Source organism: Pseudomonas sp. 10S4 (genome assembly GCF_034344865.1).
Classification (GTDB): domain Bacteria; phylum Pseudomonadota; class Gammaproteobacteria; order Pseudomonadales; family Pseudomonadaceae; genus Aquipseudomonas.
In genome coordinates, this window is the sequence record NZ_CP133774.1 from 3948436 (window position 1) to 3965482 (window position 17047).

The 17047-nt window shown below is 58.4% G+C and carries 11 protein-coding genes and 1 pseudogene; 3 read left to right on the top strand and 9 right to left on the bottom strand.

The features are described 5' to 3' along the window. Nucleotides 1-146 precede the first annotated feature (146 nt). Nucleotides 147-575, bottom strand: coding sequence for a hypothetical protein (locus RHM58_RS18505; protein WP_201255928.1), 429 nt, complete (start codon nt 573-575; stop codon nt 147-149). 2 nt (nt 576-577) lie between these two features. Continuing rightward, nucleotides 578-5447: pseudogene (locus RHM58_RS18510) on the bottom strand (RHS repeat-associated core domain-containing protein). Nucleotides 5448-5696: 249 nt separating this feature from the next. Here RHM58_RS18510 and RHM58_RS18515 point away from each other — a divergent pair. Beyond that, nucleotides 5697-6392: an HAD-IA family hydrolase gene (locus RHM58_RS18515; protein WP_201255926.1), complete on the top strand. Its 696-nt coding sequence runs from the start codon at nt 5697-5699 to the stop codon at nt 6390-6392. Between the two features lie 71 nt (nt 6393-6463). Here RHM58_RS18515 and RHM58_RS18520 read toward each other — a convergent pair whose 3' ends face one another. Further along, nucleotides 6464-7210 carry a 3-oxoacyl-ACP reductase family protein gene (locus tag RHM58_RS18520; RefSeq protein ID WP_322267847.1) on the bottom strand — a complete coding sequence of 249 codons (747 nt, stop codon included), beginning with the start codon at nt 7208-7210 and terminating at the stop codon, nt 6464-6466. A 124-nt stretch (nt 7211-7334) separates the two neighbouring features. Between RHM58_RS18520 and RHM58_RS18525 the strand changes: the two genes are divergently transcribed. After that, on the top strand, nt 7335-8258 hold the full coding sequence (locus RHM58_RS18525) for a LysR family transcriptional regulator (protein ID WP_201202053.1): 924 nt from the start codon (nt 7335-7337) through the stop codon (nt 8256-8258). A 117-nt stretch (nt 8259-8375) separates the two neighbouring features. Here the strand turns inward: RHM58_RS18525 and RHM58_RS18530 are convergent, their stop codons facing one another. The 3 genes from RHM58_RS18530 to RHM58_RS18540 all read right to left on the bottom strand — a co-directional run bounded on the left by RHM58_RS18530 (nt 8376) and on the right by RHM58_RS18540 (nt 12021). After that, nucleotides 8376-9104, bottom strand: coding sequence for an aspartate/glutamate racemase family protein (locus tag RHM58_RS18530; protein WP_201202055.1), 729 nt, complete (start codon nt 9102-9104; stop codon nt 8376-8378). A 57-nt stretch (nt 9105-9161) separates the two neighbouring features. After that, nucleotides 9162-10703, bottom strand: coding sequence for an NCS1 family nucleobase:cation symporter-1 (locus RHM58_RS18535; RefSeq protein ID WP_201255925.1), 1542 nt, complete (start codon nt 10701-10703; stop codon nt 9162-9164). Nucleotides 10704-11280: 577 nt separating this feature from the next. Beyond that, nucleotides 11281-12021 (bottom strand): phosphoadenylyl-sulfate reductase, encoded by a 741-nt coding sequence (locus RHM58_RS18540; RefSeq protein ID WP_008027340.1) that lies wholly within the window; start codon nt 12019-12021, stop codon nt 11281-11283. Between the two features lie 172 nt (nt 12022-12193). On the opposite strand from RHM58_RS18540, the gene thrH reads away from it, so the two are divergent. Beyond that, complete coding sequence (gene thrH, locus RHM58_RS18545) at nt 12194-12811, top strand: bifunctional phosphoserine phosphatase/homoserine phosphotransferase ThrH (RefSeq protein ID WP_201202060.1); 618 nt, start codon at nt 12194-12196, stop codon at nt 12809-12811. Between the two features lie 109 nt (nt 12812-12920). Here the strand turns inward: thrH and pabB are convergent, their stop codons facing one another. From pabB to RHM58_RS18560, 3 genes are all read right to left on the bottom strand, one after another. Continuing rightward, nucleotides 12921-14258: an aminodeoxychorismate synthase component I gene (gene pabB / locus RHM58_RS18550; protein WP_322267848.1), complete on the bottom strand. Its 1338-nt coding sequence runs from the start codon at nt 14256-14258 to the stop codon at nt 12921-12923. Between the two features lie 270 nt (nt 14259-14528). Beyond that, the gene (locus RHM58_RS18555; protein ID WP_201202064.1) at nt 14529-15515 is read right to left on the bottom strand and encodes an alpha-L-glutamate ligase-like protein; all 987 of its coding nucleotides are present in this window, start codon (nt 15513-15515) and stop codon (nt 14529-14531) included. Beyond that, nucleotides 15515-17047, bottom strand: coding sequence for an inactive transglutaminase family protein (locus tag RHM58_RS18560; protein ID WP_201202065.1), 1533 nt, complete (start codon nt 17045-17047; stop codon nt 15515-15517). Before RHM58_RS18560 ends, RHM58_RS18555 begins: the two co-directional genes overlap by 1 nt.

The following is a 17047-nucleotide window of genomic DNA, read 5'->3' on the forward strand; positions in this document are numbered from 1 at the left end:
GCTGAGCATGCCTTATTTCCTAGTTGGATTAAAAATACTATGGCCAGAGGCGCGTCCTATAGCTCCAGCTAACTGTTGGTCTGAGAATGTAATCTATTTTATAATCTCTTGTAATTGCTACTTCTATTTAAATAGGTCTGCCTTCATTAGTCCTGCAATTTGTTTTTGGGGTTTGATGGTGTTGTGATTGTTAAAGAATCAATCCATGCTTTGTAGAAGGTTTGTTGATCCTCTATGTTATTAGTTATGTTGTTGTCTTCATAATCAAAAATTCGCACGATGTTCTCTTCTTCGCTGGGTTTTCCGAACTCGAGTTCGTAGGCGACCAAACCGCTGGACATTTGAGACGACATCCGAGAAGGGTGGACGTTTAATTTAGCGCCTTTACATAGAAATTTTGTCTCAGGATAGTCTGCTCTCAACATTCCAAAACATAAGTAAAGGTCGGCTGCCGAATATTCCCTTTGCAAGCCGCTGGGCATTGTGATGGCTAGTGTTCGTTTCTTTCTGTCACATTTGACTATAGCGGTCTCGATTAGGCCATGAGTGCTTAGTGATATTTCTATATTTATCATGATCACTTCCTGTACGGGTTTGGTATCGAGTAGCCCTTATAGCTACCATCAGCGTGGACGGGTGTAACACCGACGATGTCGTGGTTTTGTATTCCTCCTAGGAATGCTATTTCTATTTCACGCCTATGGGGTGACATTAGGCCGAGCTCTTTATTGACATCGATACCTTTAATGTTTTTTAGTACATAAACATATCCATCGGCAAGTCCGTAGCCCGTCGCGAATTTTTTTGCCTCCTTTTCTGAAATCGAAGTACTGACAAAGTGACTCGGAGGGCTTCGATTATCCAAAGCATGCAAGTAGAGATCTTTACTATCTCCCAAGGGTTCAAAACCAGCCTCAAAGATTTCCCAAGGTTCACGGTCATCACCGCGGTATAAGTAATAGTTTTCTTGTTTGGGGCTGGGTGTCCCGGGCTCTCCATGGGCAACTCCCACTACATCAGCCGGATCCCTCTCCCCAACCCCCGGCCTCTTACACCCACCCCCACCCGGACAATCACTCAACCCCAACGGATCAACCCACCCCGTCGGATTCAGCCCATACCGATACCCGTTCAGCCCACCCGCCAACTTCAGCGGATCCTGCGTCAGATACCGCCCAACGTCCGGGTTGTAGTACCGATGCCGGTTGTAATGCAGCCCTGTCTCCGCGTCGAAATACTGACCCTGAAACCGCAATGGCTGATCCAGCACCTGATCGGTGTCGCGGTTGAGGCGGGTCAGTCGGCCATGGGCGGTGTACTGCGCCGCCCAGACTATGTCGCCGCTGTAGTCGGTCAGTTCCTGCGGCGTTCCGAGATGGTCGAGTTGGTAGTAGAACGGGTAGGCCTGGCGCGGGCCTTTGCCATCGAGCATGGCCAATGGACGGAAGGTGCCAGGCTCATATACATAGCTGCGGTAATGCTCGCGACTGCTTTCAGCGACAACCTGATCGCCCTGCCAAAAGAATTCGGTGGTTTTACCGTCGACGGTTTTGCTGATGCGACGGCCAAAGGCGTCGTAGCGATAACTCACACAACGACCATCCGGCGGCGTGACGCCGATCAGGCGGTGCTGACAGTCATATCGATACTCTGTAACTAACTTCTGCCCAGTGCCGCGGCGTTCACGAATCAGGTTGCCGAAGGGGTCATAGTCGTAATGTCGATCACCCTGCATGAGCAGTCGATTACCCAAAACCTGTGCCGGACCCGGGCGATCCTGCATCAGAAGATTGCCTGCCGGGTCGTGGGCGAAGCCTTCAGGCAGGTGATCGCGGGAGTGTCGGACGCGGATCAGCCGGTCGAGCGCGTCGTACTGGTAGCTGCGTTGGCCATGGCGGGTGTCGGCAATGTGGTCGAGATTGCCGTTGGCGCTGTAGGCATAATCGCGACGGTAGAGCGGTTGTCGCTGTTGGCTTACGGAGTGGGCTTTGAGGCGACCCTGGTCGTCGTATTGGTAGTCGCTGAGCAACAGGCCCTGTTGGCGATGTTGCTCGCGGCCGACGGAGAACGTGTGCGACGTCAGCCTGGTGCCATTGAGGTCGATGGCCGTGAGTGCGCCGCCCTTGGCGTGGTGGTAATCGAGTTTGCTGTTGTCCGGCAGGCGAATGTGGTTGAGCCGGCCGCAAGCGTCGTAGCCATAGCGCAGCGTGCCCCAGCCCTGGTGCTCGGTGATGAGGCGGTCTTGCTGGTCGTAGGCAAATTCCAGCGGATGTTCATGACTGTCATCAACGCTGACCAGGCGACCGAGGCTGTCGTAGCGATACTCGACCTTGAGGCCATCGGGCAGGGTCTTGATCAGCAACCGCCCAACCGAATCGCGCTGGTAACCGGTGACGAGTTGCGAGCCGTCATCGCCGAACTCGGTTTTTTCCAGCAGGTGCCCGTTAAGGTCGTAGGCATACGCGGTGCGCCGGCCATCGAAACCGGTTTCTTGCCGGATCAAACCGTTGGGCGTGTAGTCCAGCTGATAGTGTTCGCCGGATTCGTTTTCGATCTCGGTCAGAAGAAGCTGCGCGTTGTCGTAGCGATACTTCAGTTGCGTGCCGTCAGGGTTTATCCGGCGGCTGACCAGGTGCAAGTCGTCGGCATACTCGTAACGGGTGATGTGGCCGAGTTCGTCACGTTCGGCGCTGATCTTGCCGTAGGCGTTGTAGCTAAACGTGCGCGTAGCACCGCAAGCCTGGGTGCTCTGAATCAGGCGTCCGACGGCGTCCCATTGGTAGTGAGTCAGGGTGCCGTGTTCGTCCTGCCGCGTCGTCTGCCGCCCCAGCACATCGTAGGAAAACAGTCGCCGACCACCGTTCGGCAACGTCTCTTCGATCAGTTGCCCCAAGTCATTCCAGGCGAACAGGTGCCGGCTGATGTCCGGATAACGGATCGACAGCAATCGACCCTGAGCATCGTAGTAATAGTGGCTGACCTGCCCATCAGGATCGGTCGCCTCGGTCACGTCACCCTGGGCATTGCGCTGATACTTCCATACCGCGTTGCCGCGAAATCGCGCATAGAGGAAACCGTTGCGGTACTCGTAAGACGTCGGCTCGCCTTCGGGTGGAATCAGCGCAATCAGCCGTCCGACCTCGTCGTATCGATAGCGGGTTATCGCCCCGAGCGGACTTTGCTCGGTGACCAACCGGCCCTGGTCGTCATAGGCCTTGAGATGTTTGCCACCCTCCGGTTCAACCCGGCGCACCAGCCGCGCCTGACCGTCATGGACGTAGGCTTCTTCGCTGCCGTCGGCGTTTTTCACCACGACGCCGCCCTGGTCATCCCAGGTATAAGCCGTGTCCATCTGCGAAAAAGACGCCCAATGTCGGACACACCGTGCAGCCTTGCCGGACTTTTCCCACTCCCAGAAGAAACTCGCCCCACCGGCCAATTGCCGCTGCAGGATCACGTGCTGATCGTCGTAGTCATACCGTTCGCTTTCGCCAGCGGCATTGGTCGTTTCGATCAGGCGATGACGGGCGTCATAGTGGTAGGCAAACCAGCGTCTGCTCTGTACGCCATGCGTGACCCTGCGCATCCGCCGGATGAAATATCTGATACTCGATGGCGATGAGGTGTCGACGCTCGTAACACAACAGCAGCGAGCGCCCGGCACCGTTGTCGAGGCGTTGAATTCGCTCCTGATGATCGCGGATGATGCGTAGCCGGTTTCCGTAAGCGTCGCTGATCGTCGTCAGGCGCCCGTTATGAAAGTGGTAGAACCTGGACGTTGCGCCGGCCAATGCGACGATCAGTTCTTGCGGCGCATCCCCCAGATAAATCGCTGCCCGCGACAGGCTGTTGTGGATCGCCGGGCGCTCGACACTCGGCAGCGGAAACTTCGTACGACGGTTTTCATGGTCGATCCAGATGACGCTATCGCCATCGATTTCCAGGCGGTGGGCAAGGGAATGGCTCCAACCCCAGCCCAGCCCACAGTCGAGTTCCACCGCACTGGTGCGATACAGCCGGGTGAACTCAAATGTCAGCAAACCGTCGAGGGCACCATCGGTCAGGGTCAGCAGTTCTTCACCGGTGACCATCGACACCGGACAGCCATTGGTGCAAGTCAATGGCCCGCAATCGGCACTGTCGCCGTTGGGGTTTTTCGCCTGGTCCGGCGCATCGTTGCGAGGTTCGTGTCGGACCATTCGGGTTTGCGCGTCGGTCTTGTCGCGCGCGACAGCTGCCGGATTCTTCACCACTAGAACCGGCGCTTGACCGCTGCGAATCTCCAGCGGCAACGTCGGCGTCGGATTCAACGGCGCATGGCGGGCGTTGACTGCCAAGGGTTTGAACGCGCCGGCGTGGGCGGTCAGCCTGGATTGCGCAGTCAACTCGCTCAGGCGCAAGGTGGCGGCCGCCAGCCATTGCCGTGCGCGTGGGGATTTGATTTTGTCGAGCGCTTTGGTGCTTAAACCCAGCGTCGTGCCTAATGTGCCGGTCACGCTTGTCAGTAGGAAAGCGATCAGCAAGTCTGTGCGAATTTCCGCCACCACCTCGGCGGCGAATTGCGGCGGCAGCATCCTCAGCCAACTGGTAAACGCGGCGAGGTGAATGAACAGTAGCGGCTCATCGCTCAGCACCAGCAAGCCATTGGCGATGGCCTCTGCAGAGGCATTGAGCAGCGCGTCCAGCTCGGCTTGAGTCAAGTACTCCAGCAGCTTCTCGCTGTTGGCTTGCAGATCGGCGAGCAGGGCGTAGACCTGCTTCACGTCATCCCATACGCCCTGCAACAAATTGCCCACACCTCGCCAGTCCGCCTCTTGCAGCAGGCCGTAGCGATCCAGGAACCCGGCGCTGGAAAACTCGGCCCACAACGGCTCGAACTCGCTGATCCACTCATTGCGCAGCCAGCCTTCGAGCTCGTCGATCAAGCCTTGATAAGAGGCGTAGAGCACTTTGACGTGCTCGGCCGAAACATCGGGAAAGAAGGTGATGCGATAACGCTGGCCCCGCGAGCAGTCGGATACTTCGAGAATGCCGCTCGGGCCGATGGTCTTGTGGATGGGTTCACCGAATGTCAGCGCACCTTTGCGGTCCGCGATCACTGGTTCGAGCATTACCGGCGTGTTGCCGATCGGCACGAAACGCGCGGCCTCGAACATATGCACCAGGGTCAACGGACCCTCGGCCGGGCATTGGGTGACGACCGAACTGACAGGCGTGGTGGAATTCAGCGGTGCACTGAGGCGAACGTCGTTACCCACCTTGAACACCTGCTCGACATCCAGGGCCCAGCCGGTCCAGAAGTTTTCCGCCCAGCGTTCGTAATCGTTAAGGCAGAAGCGAAACTCGCCGAGCAACGCCTCGACGTTTGGCTGATCGGGATTCATGGCGGCGACCACCAGCAGGCCGATGGTGTTGTTCAGGGCCAGCAGTCCTTTGGGGTCGAACATTCGCAGTCACTCGCGCGCATCAATTGGGAACGCGAGACTTTGCGGTGGATCAATCCGGAAAGAAGTCAGGAAAGGAGGTGTTTGCTGTAGGGATAATCGCTAAATCATGGATGCAGGTTTTTTCATCCGCAGGGCATTGCCCGTTGCCCTAAGCCAGCCGCGCTCGTTATGCTGCTGAACCCTTTAATCGATCCGAGTACTGGCCGTACCTGAGCCGCCTGGGATGTCATTAAAAACGGATCAGATGCGATGAATGCACCACTGAAAGCGTTCGGCCCGATCAAGGCCGTGATTTTCGACATGGATGGCTTGCTGCTGGACACCGAGGGCATCTACACCGAGGTCACCTCCATGATCGCCGAGCGTTATGGCCGGACCTTCGACTGGAGCATCAAACAGAACATCATCGGCCGTGGCGCGGGTGACCTTGCGCGCTACGTGGTCGAGGCGCTGGACCTGCCGATCACCGCCGAAGAGTTTCTGGTGATCCGTGAACCCCTGATGCGCGAGCGTTTCCCCTCGGCACTGGCGATGCCGGGCGCCGAGGAATTGGTTCGGCACTTGAAGGCTAACAACATTCCGATTGCGGTGGGCACCAGCTCTTCTCGCCAGTCGTTTGGCCAGAAAACCACGCTGCACCGCGACTGGTTTGCGCTGTTCGACTTCATTGTTACCGCTGATGACCCGGAAGTTGGTGCGGCCAAACCGGCGCCGGATATTTTCCTGACGGCGGCACGGCGCCTGGGTGTCGCTCCCGAGGACTGCCTGGTGTTCGAAGATTCGCCGTTTGGCGTCACGGCGGCAAAAGCGGCGGGGATGACCGCAATTGCGATCCCGGATGCGGCCATGGCCGATGAAAAGTACGCACACGCTGATGGCATTCTTCGTACGTTGAAGGCCTTCAAACCGGGCGAGTGCGGCTTGCCAGTGCTTGAGTGGGCCTAAACGCGGCGCATAAAAAAACGCCGGCGACCTGATGAAGGTTGCCGGCGTTTTTGTTTCAGCGATTTAGATCATCAAGCGCCAAAGCCGCCGTCGATCGTCAGGCTGGCACCGGTGATGTAACCGGCTTCCGGGCCGACCAGATAAGCGACGAAACTGGCGATTTCTTCGGCTTTACCGTAACGACCCACGGACATCAACGGGATCAGGCTCTCGGCGAAGTCACCGTCGGCCGGGTTCATGTCGGTGTCGACCGGGCCCGGTTGTACGTTGTTGATGGTGATGCCCCGTGGGCCGAGGTCGCGGGACAGGCCTTTGGTCAGGCCGATCAGTGCTGATTTACTCATCGCGTACGGGCCGCCACCGGCGAAGGGCATGCGGTCGGCGTTGGTGCTGCCGATGTTGATGATGCGACCGCCTTCGGTCATGTGCTTGGCTGCGGCCTGGGTGGCGACGAATACGCTGCGCACGTTGATGGCCAGGGTTTTATCGAAGTCTTCGAGTTTGAAATCTTCCAGCGGTCCGACAGCCAGCACGCCAGCGTTGTTGACCAGTATGTCCAGGCGGCCAAAGGCTTCGACGGTAGCGGTCACGGCGCTACGAATGGCTTCGGCGTCGGCGCTGTCGGCCTTGATGGCGAGGGCTTTGCCGCCGTTGCCGGTGATGCTGTTTTGCAATTCTTCAGCCTTGGCGGCGGAGCTGACGTAAGTAAAGGCGACTGCCGCGCCTTCAGCGGCCAGGCGTTTGACGATGGCGGCGCCGATACCGCGGGATCCGCCTTGAATCAGAGCTACTTTACCGCTGAGGTGTTGAGTGGTCATGCCGATCTCCAGAAAATTCAAGGCGGGCTGCCTTGTTGTTGGAGTCGAGTATCGGCCTCGCATTACCCTCTGTGTAGGCCTTAATTGTATAGTCTGTGTAAACCAGTTGTTTATAGTGGTGCTTATGGAAACCTTCAACTGTATCGAATGCTTCGTACGCAGCGCCGAAGTCGGCAGCTTCGCCGAAGCCGCGCGGCGCCTGAGCCTGACCCCGGCAGCGGTAGGTAAAAGTGTTGCCAAACTTGAGGCGCGATTGGGTGTGCGGCTGTTTCAGCGCAGTACCCGGAGCCTGACGTTGACCGAGGCTGGTCAGTTGTTTTTGGGCGAAGTCAGCGCCAGCCTGAACACCATTCAAAACGCCGTGGCCAACCTCGCCAGCGCCGAAGGGCGACCGGCCGGTACGCTGAAAGTCAGCATGGGCACGGTGTTCGGGCGTTTGTATGTCGTGCCGTTGCTGGGGGAGTTTCTGCGGCGCTATCCGGCGATCAATCCGGACTGGCATTTCGACAATCGTCAGGTTGACCTGATCGCTCAGGGGTTTGATGCGGCGATTGGCGGCGGATTCGAGCTGCCCCAGGGCGTGGTGGCGCGCAAGCTGACCCCGGCTCATCGAGTGTTGGTGGCGTCGGCCGAATATCTGGCAGGGCGCGAGGCGATTGTCGAACCTGATGACCTCAAACTGTGCGACGGGATTCTCATCCGCTCACCGCAAACCGGTCGCGTGCGCTCCTGGCAACTGACCAGTCGCACCCAGCAACACAGTCCATTGGTGCTCAAGGCACGGATGACCATGAGCGATTCGGAAGCAGCGTGTGCCAGCGCCGCCCAGGGTTTGGGCATCGCGCTGGTGAGTATGCCGTTTGCCGTGGGCTATCTGCAGGCCGGGACGTTGCAGCGGGTATTGCCGGATTGGTACGTCGATGATGGCAACATTTCGATCTATTACGCGGAACACAAACTGCTGCCGGGCAAGACCCGGGCGTTTGTGGATTTCATCATTGAGCAGTTTGCGGAGCAGGGGCTGGGGGAGCGGTTTAGTGCGCTTTGAGCCAGGCTTAAGACCGAGTTGTGGCCTTCGCGGGCAAGCCTCGCTCCTACAGAGGATTTGTATACGACGCAGATCCAATGTGGGAGCGGGCTTGCTCGCGAAGAACGATAACTCGGTCTACCTGCCAAACCGCCCCGGCCAACCAATAATCGTCTTCGGCCGCGGTGTTGCATAAGTCCGCACTTTCGACGTCGACAACCCCAACCGCACCAACGACTCAGCAATGGTCACCGCCGCCGTCACGCCATCCACCACCGGCACGCCGGTGCGCTGGCGGATTTGCTCATCCAGCCCGGCCATGCCGCCGCAGCCCAGGCAAATGACTTCGGCTTTATCCTCCAGCACCGCCAATTCCGCCTGGCGAACAATCGCCTCCAGCGCGCGTTGCGGATCGGACTCCAGTTCCAGAACCGCCAATCCACTGGCCCGCACCGACGCGCAACGGTCCCACAGCCCCGACAACTTGAGGCGATCCTCGATCAACGGCACAGTGCGATCCAGTGTAGTGACCACCGAGTAAGCATGGCCGAGGAACATCGCGGTGCTGGCGCCGGCATCAGTGATGTCGACGACGGGCACATTGAGCAATTCCTGCAAGCCTTCGCGACCGTGTTCGCCGTAGCCAGCCTGAATCACTGCGTCGAACGGCTGGTCGTAGGACATGACCCGGTCCATCACCGCGATGGCGGCCAGGTAGCTTTCGAAATTACCTTCGATGGAATCGGCACCGAAATGTGGCGTCAGGCCGATGATTTCGGTGCCGGGCGCGGCCACGGACTGGGCCTGGCGGGCGATGGCCTGGGTGATGGATTCGGTGGTGTTGACGTTGACCACGAGAATTCGCATGGAAAGTCCTTATAGCGGGGTGGTTCTGCGGCCCGACACTGCCGGGCCGCGATGGGATTAATGGCTGACGTTATCGACCGCGATGGCTTCACCGCTGACGTCGGCGTAATAAGGCTGCCGCTTGGCGATGATCAGGTAGAGCATCCCTGCAATCCCGGCGCCAATCAGCCAGGAGAACGGCGATACCAAGTGGAAACCCGGCATCAGCGCCAGGACGATGGCGATCAACGCTGCAGGAATAAACGCCGCCACGGCGCGCAGATTGACGCCTCGGCTGTAGTAATAAGCGCCGTTGGGGTCTTCGCTGTACAACTGCGGCACGTTGACCTGACCTTTTCGTACAAGCCAGTAGTCGACCATGATCACCCCGTACAACGGGCCGAGCAGAGCGCCGAGGCCGGACAGGAAATACACGATCACTAACGGGCTGTTGTAGAGGTTCCACGGCAGGATCAACACGGCGATGGTTGCGCTGATCAGCCCGGCGCGGCGGAAGGTCAGGTATTTCGGCGCCAGGTTACTGAGCACGAAGGCCGGGGCGACGAAGTTGGCCATGATGTTCACCGCCACGGTGACGATCAGGAACGCCAGGCAACCGAGCACCAGGAAGAAGGTGTTGGGGATCGAGGCGATGATTTCCGTTGGGCTTTCGATGATCCGGCCGTTGATCTGAAATTGCGCGCCGCAGAGCAGGACGGTGATGCTGGCGAACACCAGAATATTGACCGGCAGGCCCCAGAAATTTCCGACCTTGATGGTTTTGCGGCATGGTGAAGAGCGGGCGAAGTCGCAGAAGTTGAGGATCAGCGTGCCGTAGATCGACAGCCACAGCGCACCGCCGGCAAAGATATTGCGCCACATCTCGCCACCGGTCAGCGGTTCGCGAATCGACCAGGCGATGGTCGCGTTGGCCTGGAAGTACATCCACCCGGCGAGGGAGGCGACGGTCAGCAGAATCACCGGCCCGGCAAACGCCTCGTAGCGCCGTACCATCTCCATGCCGTACGCCAGAATCCCCAGTTGCACGAACCAGATCGCCACGAAACACACCCAGCCCAAGGTCGACAGGCCGAGGATCGAGTTGTGGTCGTAATCGGCGAAACCGGGATGCACCGCTGTCAGTAATACCCGAAAGACCACCGACGCGAGGTACGTCTGAATTCCGAACCAGGCGATGGCGATAATGGCGCGAATCAGTGCAGGAATTTGCGCCCCGTGAATGCCGAAACTGATGCGGCTGATGACCGGAAATGGCACACCGGTTTTCTGGCCCATGTAGCCGGAGAGGTTCATGAAGCTATACACCAGCGCCGCGCCGATCCCCAACGACAGCAAGATCTGCCAACCGCCCAGCCCCAAGGCATACAGGCCGATGGCGAACGAATAGTTGGCGATGTTGTGCACATCATTTGTCCACAGGGCAAAGATGCTGTAACGACCCCAGCGCCGGCCTTCAGCCTTGGTGGGTGCCAGGTCTTTGTTATGCAAACGGGGGCTGAGCACCACCGGGGCCTGAAGTGTTTGATCGTGAAGGTTGTGGGCAGGTTGAGAGGAGGGCAGATCCAGCGCGATGTTGTTATTGGATAGGCTAGTACGCATTCCGGCAGGCTCCTGATGCTCGAAGGCCGCGATGACTGTGCATGAGCGTGGGCTCGACAAATCTTCGTCGCGGGTGGCGAGCATCACTGGTTACGGGGCATCTGCAGCCTGTACGGGATAGGGCGCTTCAGGCTTGCGGATCTAAAGTGTGTGTATGTTTTGATTGTGATTGTATACAAAATATAAGTGCGCTAAAGCCAGATCTATGCCAGCTCAAGATCTATGAAGTTCTTCTGTAATTTCGTTTTGTTATTGATTGAAGATAAGTAACTGAAAATCAGGCGATATAAATTGACCGTTTGAACAGGTATTTATTTTCTTACGGGATTCGTTAGAAAGATCGACTGAGGAAGTCAGGAAAGGAGGATGTAACTTTTCGGGGCGAAGGAACTAAAAGTGCACACATAAATGGCACTTATGGTGACATTCGTGTGTACACATTAATTTGAAGTAGACATCGAACCTGTGGGAGCGGGCTTGCTCGCGAAGGGGCCGGCACATTCAGCATCATTGTTGAATGTCAGACCGCTTTCGCGAGCAAGCCCGCTCCCACATTTGGATCTCACTAGACTGATGGTTAAGCCTTGGATTTACTGATGATATTCCCCGCATGCAACCCGCATTCTTTCTGCGTCGCTTCTTCCCACCACCAGCGACCTTCACGTTCATGCTGGTTCGGCAGCACCGGGCGCGTGCAAGGCTCGCAGCCGATGCTGATGAACCCACGCTCATGCAGGCTGTTGTACGGCAGCTCCAGCATGCGGATGTAACCCCAGATTTCTTCGCTGGTCATTTGCGCCAACGGGTTGAACTTGTACAGGGTGCGCTCGGGCGTGGAGAACGCGGTGTCTATCTCCAGCACCGCGACGGCGCTGCGGGTGCCCGGGCTCTGGTCCCGGCGCTGGCCGGTGGCCCAAGCGGTGACGCCGGACAGTTTGCGACGCAGCGGTTCGATCTTGCGGATGCCGCAGCATTCGCCATGGCCGTCCTTATAGAAGCTGAACAGGCCTTTTTCCTTCACGAACGGTTCAAGTTTCGTGTAGTCCGGCGACACCAGTTCGATGTCGATCTTATAGTGCTCGCGCACTTGATCGATGAAACGGTAGGTCTCGGGGTGCAAGCGCCCGGTATCGAGGCTGAACACTTTGACGTTCTTGTTCAGCTTCCAGGCCATGTCCACCAGCACCACGTCTTCGGCGCCGCTGAAAGATATCCACAGATCATCGCCAAACTCGGCGAACGCGAGCTTCAGGATGTCCTGCGCGGATTTGTTGGCATAGGTCGTGGCGAGTTCCACGACGTCGAACGTTGGGCTCATCAGGGCGGCTTCCTACAGGTCAGTGGCGCTTGGCGCTCTATATGGACCAGATGGTACCAAAATCCTACAGCCGCTGGCGCCCCTCTGCGTTGCGCAGGCTGGCCCGAGTCGCTAGAGTTCGGCAATCTTTTTGCTCGCTCGACTCAATAATCAATACAAATGGGAGTGTCTTGTGGAAATTGCCTGTCTGGATCTTGAAGGTGTGCTGGTCCCGGAAATCTGGATCGCCTTCGCCGAAAAAACCGGAATCGAATCCCTCCGGGCCACCACCCGGGACATTCCCGATTACGACGTGCTGATGAAGCAGCGCCTGCGAATCCTCGACGAGCATGGCCTGAAGCTCTCCGACATCCAGGAAGTGATCGCCACGCTGCAGCCGCTGGACGGCGCCATCGAGTTCGTCAACTGGCTGCGCGAGCGCTTCCAGGTGGTGATTCTGTCGGACACGTTCTACGAGTTTTCCCAGCCGCTGATGCGTCAACTGGGCTTCCCGACCTTGCTTTGCCATCGTCTGATTACCGACGATGCCGGGCGGGTGACGAGCTATCAGTTGCGTCAGAAAGATCCCAAGCGTCAGTCGGTATTGGCTTTCAAGAGTCTTTACTACCGGGTGATCGCGGCGGGTGATTCCTACAATGACACCACGATGCTGGGCGAGGCGGATGCCGGGATTCTGTTCCATGCGCCGGACAATGTGATTCGCGAGTTCCCGCAGTTCCCGGCGGTGCATACCTTTGCGGAGTTGAAGCAGGAATTCATCAAGGCCTCGAATCGGGCGTTGAGTTTGTAAACACAACATTGTGGCGAGGGAGCTTGCTCCCGTTCGGCTGCGAAGCAGTCGCGAGGATTTTGGGGGCGCTTCGCACCCCAGCGGGAGCAAGCTCCCTCGCCACAAAAAGCTAAAGGTTTTGCAGGGTATCGAGCAACACCTTCACCTTGGTTATCGATTCCTGATACTCAGCCTGCCACTCCGAATCAGCAACAATCCCGCCGCCGCCCCAGCAACACACCTGCCCACCCTTGACCAGCAAACTGCGAATGGCGATGGAGCTGTCCATCTCGCCGCGCACGTCCAGGTAAACCAACGAACCGCAGTACAACCCACGCCGGGTCGGCTCCAGTTCATCAATGATCTGCATCGCGCGGATTTTCGGCGCGCCGGTAATCGAACCGCCGGGGAAGCTGCCGGCGATCAGGTCCAATGCGTCCTTGTCTTGCGCCAGTTCACCGGTAACGCTGCTCACCAGGTGATGCACGTTCGGATAGCTTTCCAGGCTGAACAACTCCGGCACCCGCACCGAACCGATGCGACAGGTGCGACCGAGGTCGTTGCGCATCAGGTCGACGATCATCAGGTTCTCGGCGCGTTCCTTGGGACTGGCCAAGAGTTCGGCGGCGTTTGCGGCGTCTTCGGCAGGTGTCAGACCGCGAGGGCGGGTGCCTTTGATCGGGCGGGTTTCCACCTGACGCTCACTGACTTTGACGAAACGCTCCGGTGACAGGCTCAGCACCGCACCGCCGTCAGGCAGGCTCTGGAAACCGGAAAACGGCGTCGGGCAGGCCGCCCGCAGCGCGCAATACGCGGTCCATGGGTCACCCTGGCATTGCGCGCGAAAGCGCTGGGCGAAGTTGACCTGATAGCAGTCGCCGGCCTGGATGTACTGCTGGATCCGTTCAAGGGCCTGGCGATAATCGTCGGCGCTGAGATCGGCACTCATTGGGGCTTTCAGCTTGAACTGTTCGGCCGGTTCAGAGGCTGGCTGGCTGAACAGCGCGATCAAACGTTGCCGCTCGCTTTCGATCAGCGTCGGGTGGAACACCAACTGACTTGTAATCAGTTGGTGATCGCTGATCAACGCCCAGTCATACAGACCGAAACGCGCATCCGGCAAGTGCAGGTCGTCTTGCGCCTGGCTCGGCAGATTCTCCAGATGACGGCCGAAGTCGTAACTCAGGTAGCCAATCAAACCGCCAGCGAAAGGCAGGTCATTCGGGACTGACGCTTTACCCAGTCGTGTCAGATTGTCCCGAAGACGTTGCAGGAAATCGCCGCCGCTTTCGTTCGGCAACACGGCTAACTGCGCCAACGGCCAAGCGCTGAGCAGGTCAAAACGACCGCGATCAGCCGTTGGCCGGCCACTGTCGAGCAGCACGGCGCCGGGGGCATGACGAATCGCCGCGAAGTACTCGGCGGGGTTGGCGCGATAGGGCAGCGGGTGTACGGAACAGGTCAACATGGGCGGGGCAGATCAGCCATCGAGGCGGGGTGGCGATTGTAGTCCTCTGCAGGATTTGCTCCTAGAGGGGATGTCGGGAAGAGACACATCCATAGCGGCTGGCAAGAAACCTGTGGCGAGGGAGCTTGCTCCCGCTGGGCTGCGAAGCGGCCCCAAAACCATTCACCTCAACAGTGTCAGGCAGGCCGAGTCGGCCGATTTTACGACTGCTGCGCAGCCGAGCGGGAGCAAGCTCCCTCGCCACAAAAGAATGTGTGTAACCACAAGGGATCAACCCTCAACCGGCGGAATATGCCCAAACATCTCCTGAACAAACGCCACCCGTTCCTGCGCGGTCTCGCTAATCCCGCGAGCCTTCAATTCTTCCAGCCGCGCCTCGACCGCATGGGTACGCAACGTCAGCCCACAATCGTTGGCAATCTGAATGTTCAACCCCGGCCGGGCGTTCAGCTCAAGAATCAGCGGGCCTTTCTCCTGGTCGAGCACCATGTCCACGCCGATGTAACCCAGCCCGCACAGCTCATAGCAACCGGCGGCGAGTTTCATGAAGCCGTCCCAGTAGGGCAATTGCACGCCGTCCACTGCGTTGGTGGTGTCCGGGTGTTTGGCGATGATGTTGTTCAACCAGGTGCCGCGCAGGGTCAGGCCGGTTGCCAGGTCGACACCGACGCCGATGGCGCCCTGGTGCAGGTTAGCCTTGCCGCCAGACTGGCGAGTCGGCAGGCGTAGCATGGCCATCACCGGGTAACCCATCAGCACGATAATGCGAATGTCCGGCACGCCTTCGTAGCTGATGCTCTTGAAAATCTGGTCCGGGGTCACGCGGTATTCGATCAGCGCCCGGTCACGGTGGCCGCCCAGGGAATACAGGCCGGTGAGGATGCTGGAGATATGGTGCTCGAGTTCCTCATGGCTGAGGATCTTTCCGGACACCGTGCGATAACGGCCCTCGAAACGGTCGGCCACCACAATAATGCCGTCACCGCCCGCGCCCTGGGCCGGTTTGATCACGAAGTCGTTACGCCCGCCGATGATCTGGTCGAGGTTGTCGATTTCTTTCTCGGTGGAAATGATCCCGTACAACTCCGGCACGTTAATCCCGGCGGCAATCGCGCGTTCCTTGGTGATGATCTTGTCATCGACAATCGGGTACAGGCTGCGCTTGTTGTACTTGAGCACGTAGTCTGCGTTACGCCGATTGATCCCCATGATGCCCCGGGCTTCCAGGGCCTTCCAGGTCTTCCAGAAACCGAACATTACGAGTCAGCCTTGAGAAACGCTTTGAAGCGGATCAGCTCGGTCAGGCGGTAGCCGCGATAGCGACCCATGGCCAGCATGAAGCCCACCAGAATGAACAGGATCGCCGGGAAGGTGAACACGAAGTAGACCAGTTCCGGAACGCTCATGATCAGGTGCGCCAGGGAGGCGGCGAACAGCGTACCGATTGCCACTTTCAGGGCATGCCCGGAGCCGCGTTCTTCCCAGGTGATCGATAGGCGTTCGATGGTCATGGTCAGAATCACCATCGGGAACAGCGCCACCGATAACCCGCGCTCCAGCCCAAGTTTATGGCTGAACAGACTGATCGCCGCGATCAGTACCACGACAAAGGTCAGCACCACCGACAGCCTCGGCAGCATTTGCAGCTTCAAGTGTTCAAGGTAGGAACGCAGCGACAGCCCCAGTGCGGTAATGATCGTAAACAGCACAATCCCGAAGCCCAGCTGCGTCTCGCGGAAGGCCAGGGCAATCAGCACCGGGGTAAAGGTGCCGAGGGTCTGCAGGCCGATCAGGTTGCGCAGGATCAGGATCACCAGCACGCCAATCGGGATCATCACCATGATCATGAACGTCTGCTGGGTTTGCAGCGGCAGGCCGTACAGCGAGTATTCGAGGAAGTTGGCGTCGGTGTTTTCGTCGGTCAGCTTGGCCAGGCGAATGGCGTTCATTTCGCTGTTGTTCAGGCTGAAGGTTACGTTGGCTTTCTTGCCGCCATCAACGGTGATCAGGTTTTCGTCGCCGGTCCACCACAGCAGGCGGTCGGTCGGCATGCCCTGTTCGCCGGTTTCCGGGTTGAAGTACAGCCAATCGGTGCCGTTGAAGCTGCGCAACCAGAGTTCAGGGATTTGCGGTTGGTCGGCCACCAGACGGATGGTGTGGACCTTCTCCACTGGCACGTGGGCGATGGACAGCACCAGCTCGACGATCCGGGCTTTGTTCGCGGTGGAAGGATCACCGCCGAGCAACAGCTTCACGTTGTCGTCGTTGAGATTGTTGACGCGCTTGATCGCTTCGCCGACGAAGGTTTCGACGTCGGCCGAGTGCTGGCGAATCGGCGCGAGCAGGGCTTCGGCGGCGACTTTTTCCGCACCTTCGACGGCGATACTGTCGCGGAAGGTCGGGCCTTTGATCTTGGATTTTTCGCCGGAATAACGTTTGGTCAGCACCAGGCGGTAATAAAGGGTCTGGTTGCCCTTGGCCCGACGTGCCGACCACGTGACCTTGCGGTTGCCATCGATCCGGTTCACCGCCACGCCGTAGTTATTGGAGATAAAGCTTTCGTTCAGGCTCACAAAGTCGCGGCTCAGCGGCGGCACGAACATCTGGATCTTGACCGGGTCCTTGGCACTGGCGACGAACTCGACCTTGGCGTCGATGTTCCACAAGTCGTCAGTGGCGTCTTCGGTCACGGGAATCCCGAGCACGAAGATCTGATAGGCCGTAACTGAAATGCCCAGCACCACCAGAATGGCGATCAGGATTTTCAGGTGGAGGTTAAGAGAGCGCAT

What these genes read in the sequence shown, in the direction of transcription:
- RHM58_RS18505 (WP_201255928.1), bottom strand. Translation starts at nt 575, where the DNA reads ATGATAAATATAGAAATATCACTAAGCACTCATGGCCTAATCGAGACC.
- RHM58_RS18540 (WP_008027340.1), bottom strand. Translation starts at nt 12,021, where the DNA reads ATGAGCCCAACGTTCGACGTCGTGGAACTCGCCACGACCTATGCCAAC.
- RHM58_RS18525 (WP_201202053.1), top strand. Translation starts at nt 7,335, where the DNA reads ATGGAAACCTTCAACTGTATCGAATGCTTCGTACGCAGCGCCGAAGTC.
- RHM58_RS18535 (WP_201255925.1), bottom strand. Translation starts at nt 10,703, where the DNA reads ATGCGTACTAGCCTATCCAATAACAACATCGCGCTGGATCTGCCCTCC.
- RHM58_RS18520 (WP_322267847.1), bottom strand. Translation starts at nt 7,210, where the DNA reads ATGACCACTCAACACCTCAGCGGTAAAGTAGCTCTGATTCAAGGCGGA.
- RHM58_RS18555 (WP_201202064.1), bottom strand. Translation starts at nt 15,515, where the DNA reads ATGTTCGGTTTCTGGAAGACCTGGAAGGCCCTGGAAGCCCGGGGCATC.
- pabB (WP_322267848.1), bottom strand. Translation starts at nt 14,258, where the DNA reads ATGTTGACCTGTTCCGTACACCCGCTGCCCTATCGCGCCAACCCCGCC.
- RHM58_RS18560 (WP_201202065.1), bottom strand. Translation starts at nt 17,047, where the DNA reads ATGCGCTCTCTTAACCTCCACCTGAAAATCCTGATCGCCATTCTGGTG.
- RHM58_RS18515 (WP_201255926.1), top strand. Translation starts at nt 5,697, where the DNA reads ATGAATGCACCACTGAAAGCGTTCGGCCCGATCAAGGCCGTGATTTTC.
- RHM58_RS18530 (WP_201202055.1), bottom strand. Translation starts at nt 9,104, where the DNA reads ATGCGAATTCTCGTGGTCAACGTCAACACCACCGAATCCATCACCCAG.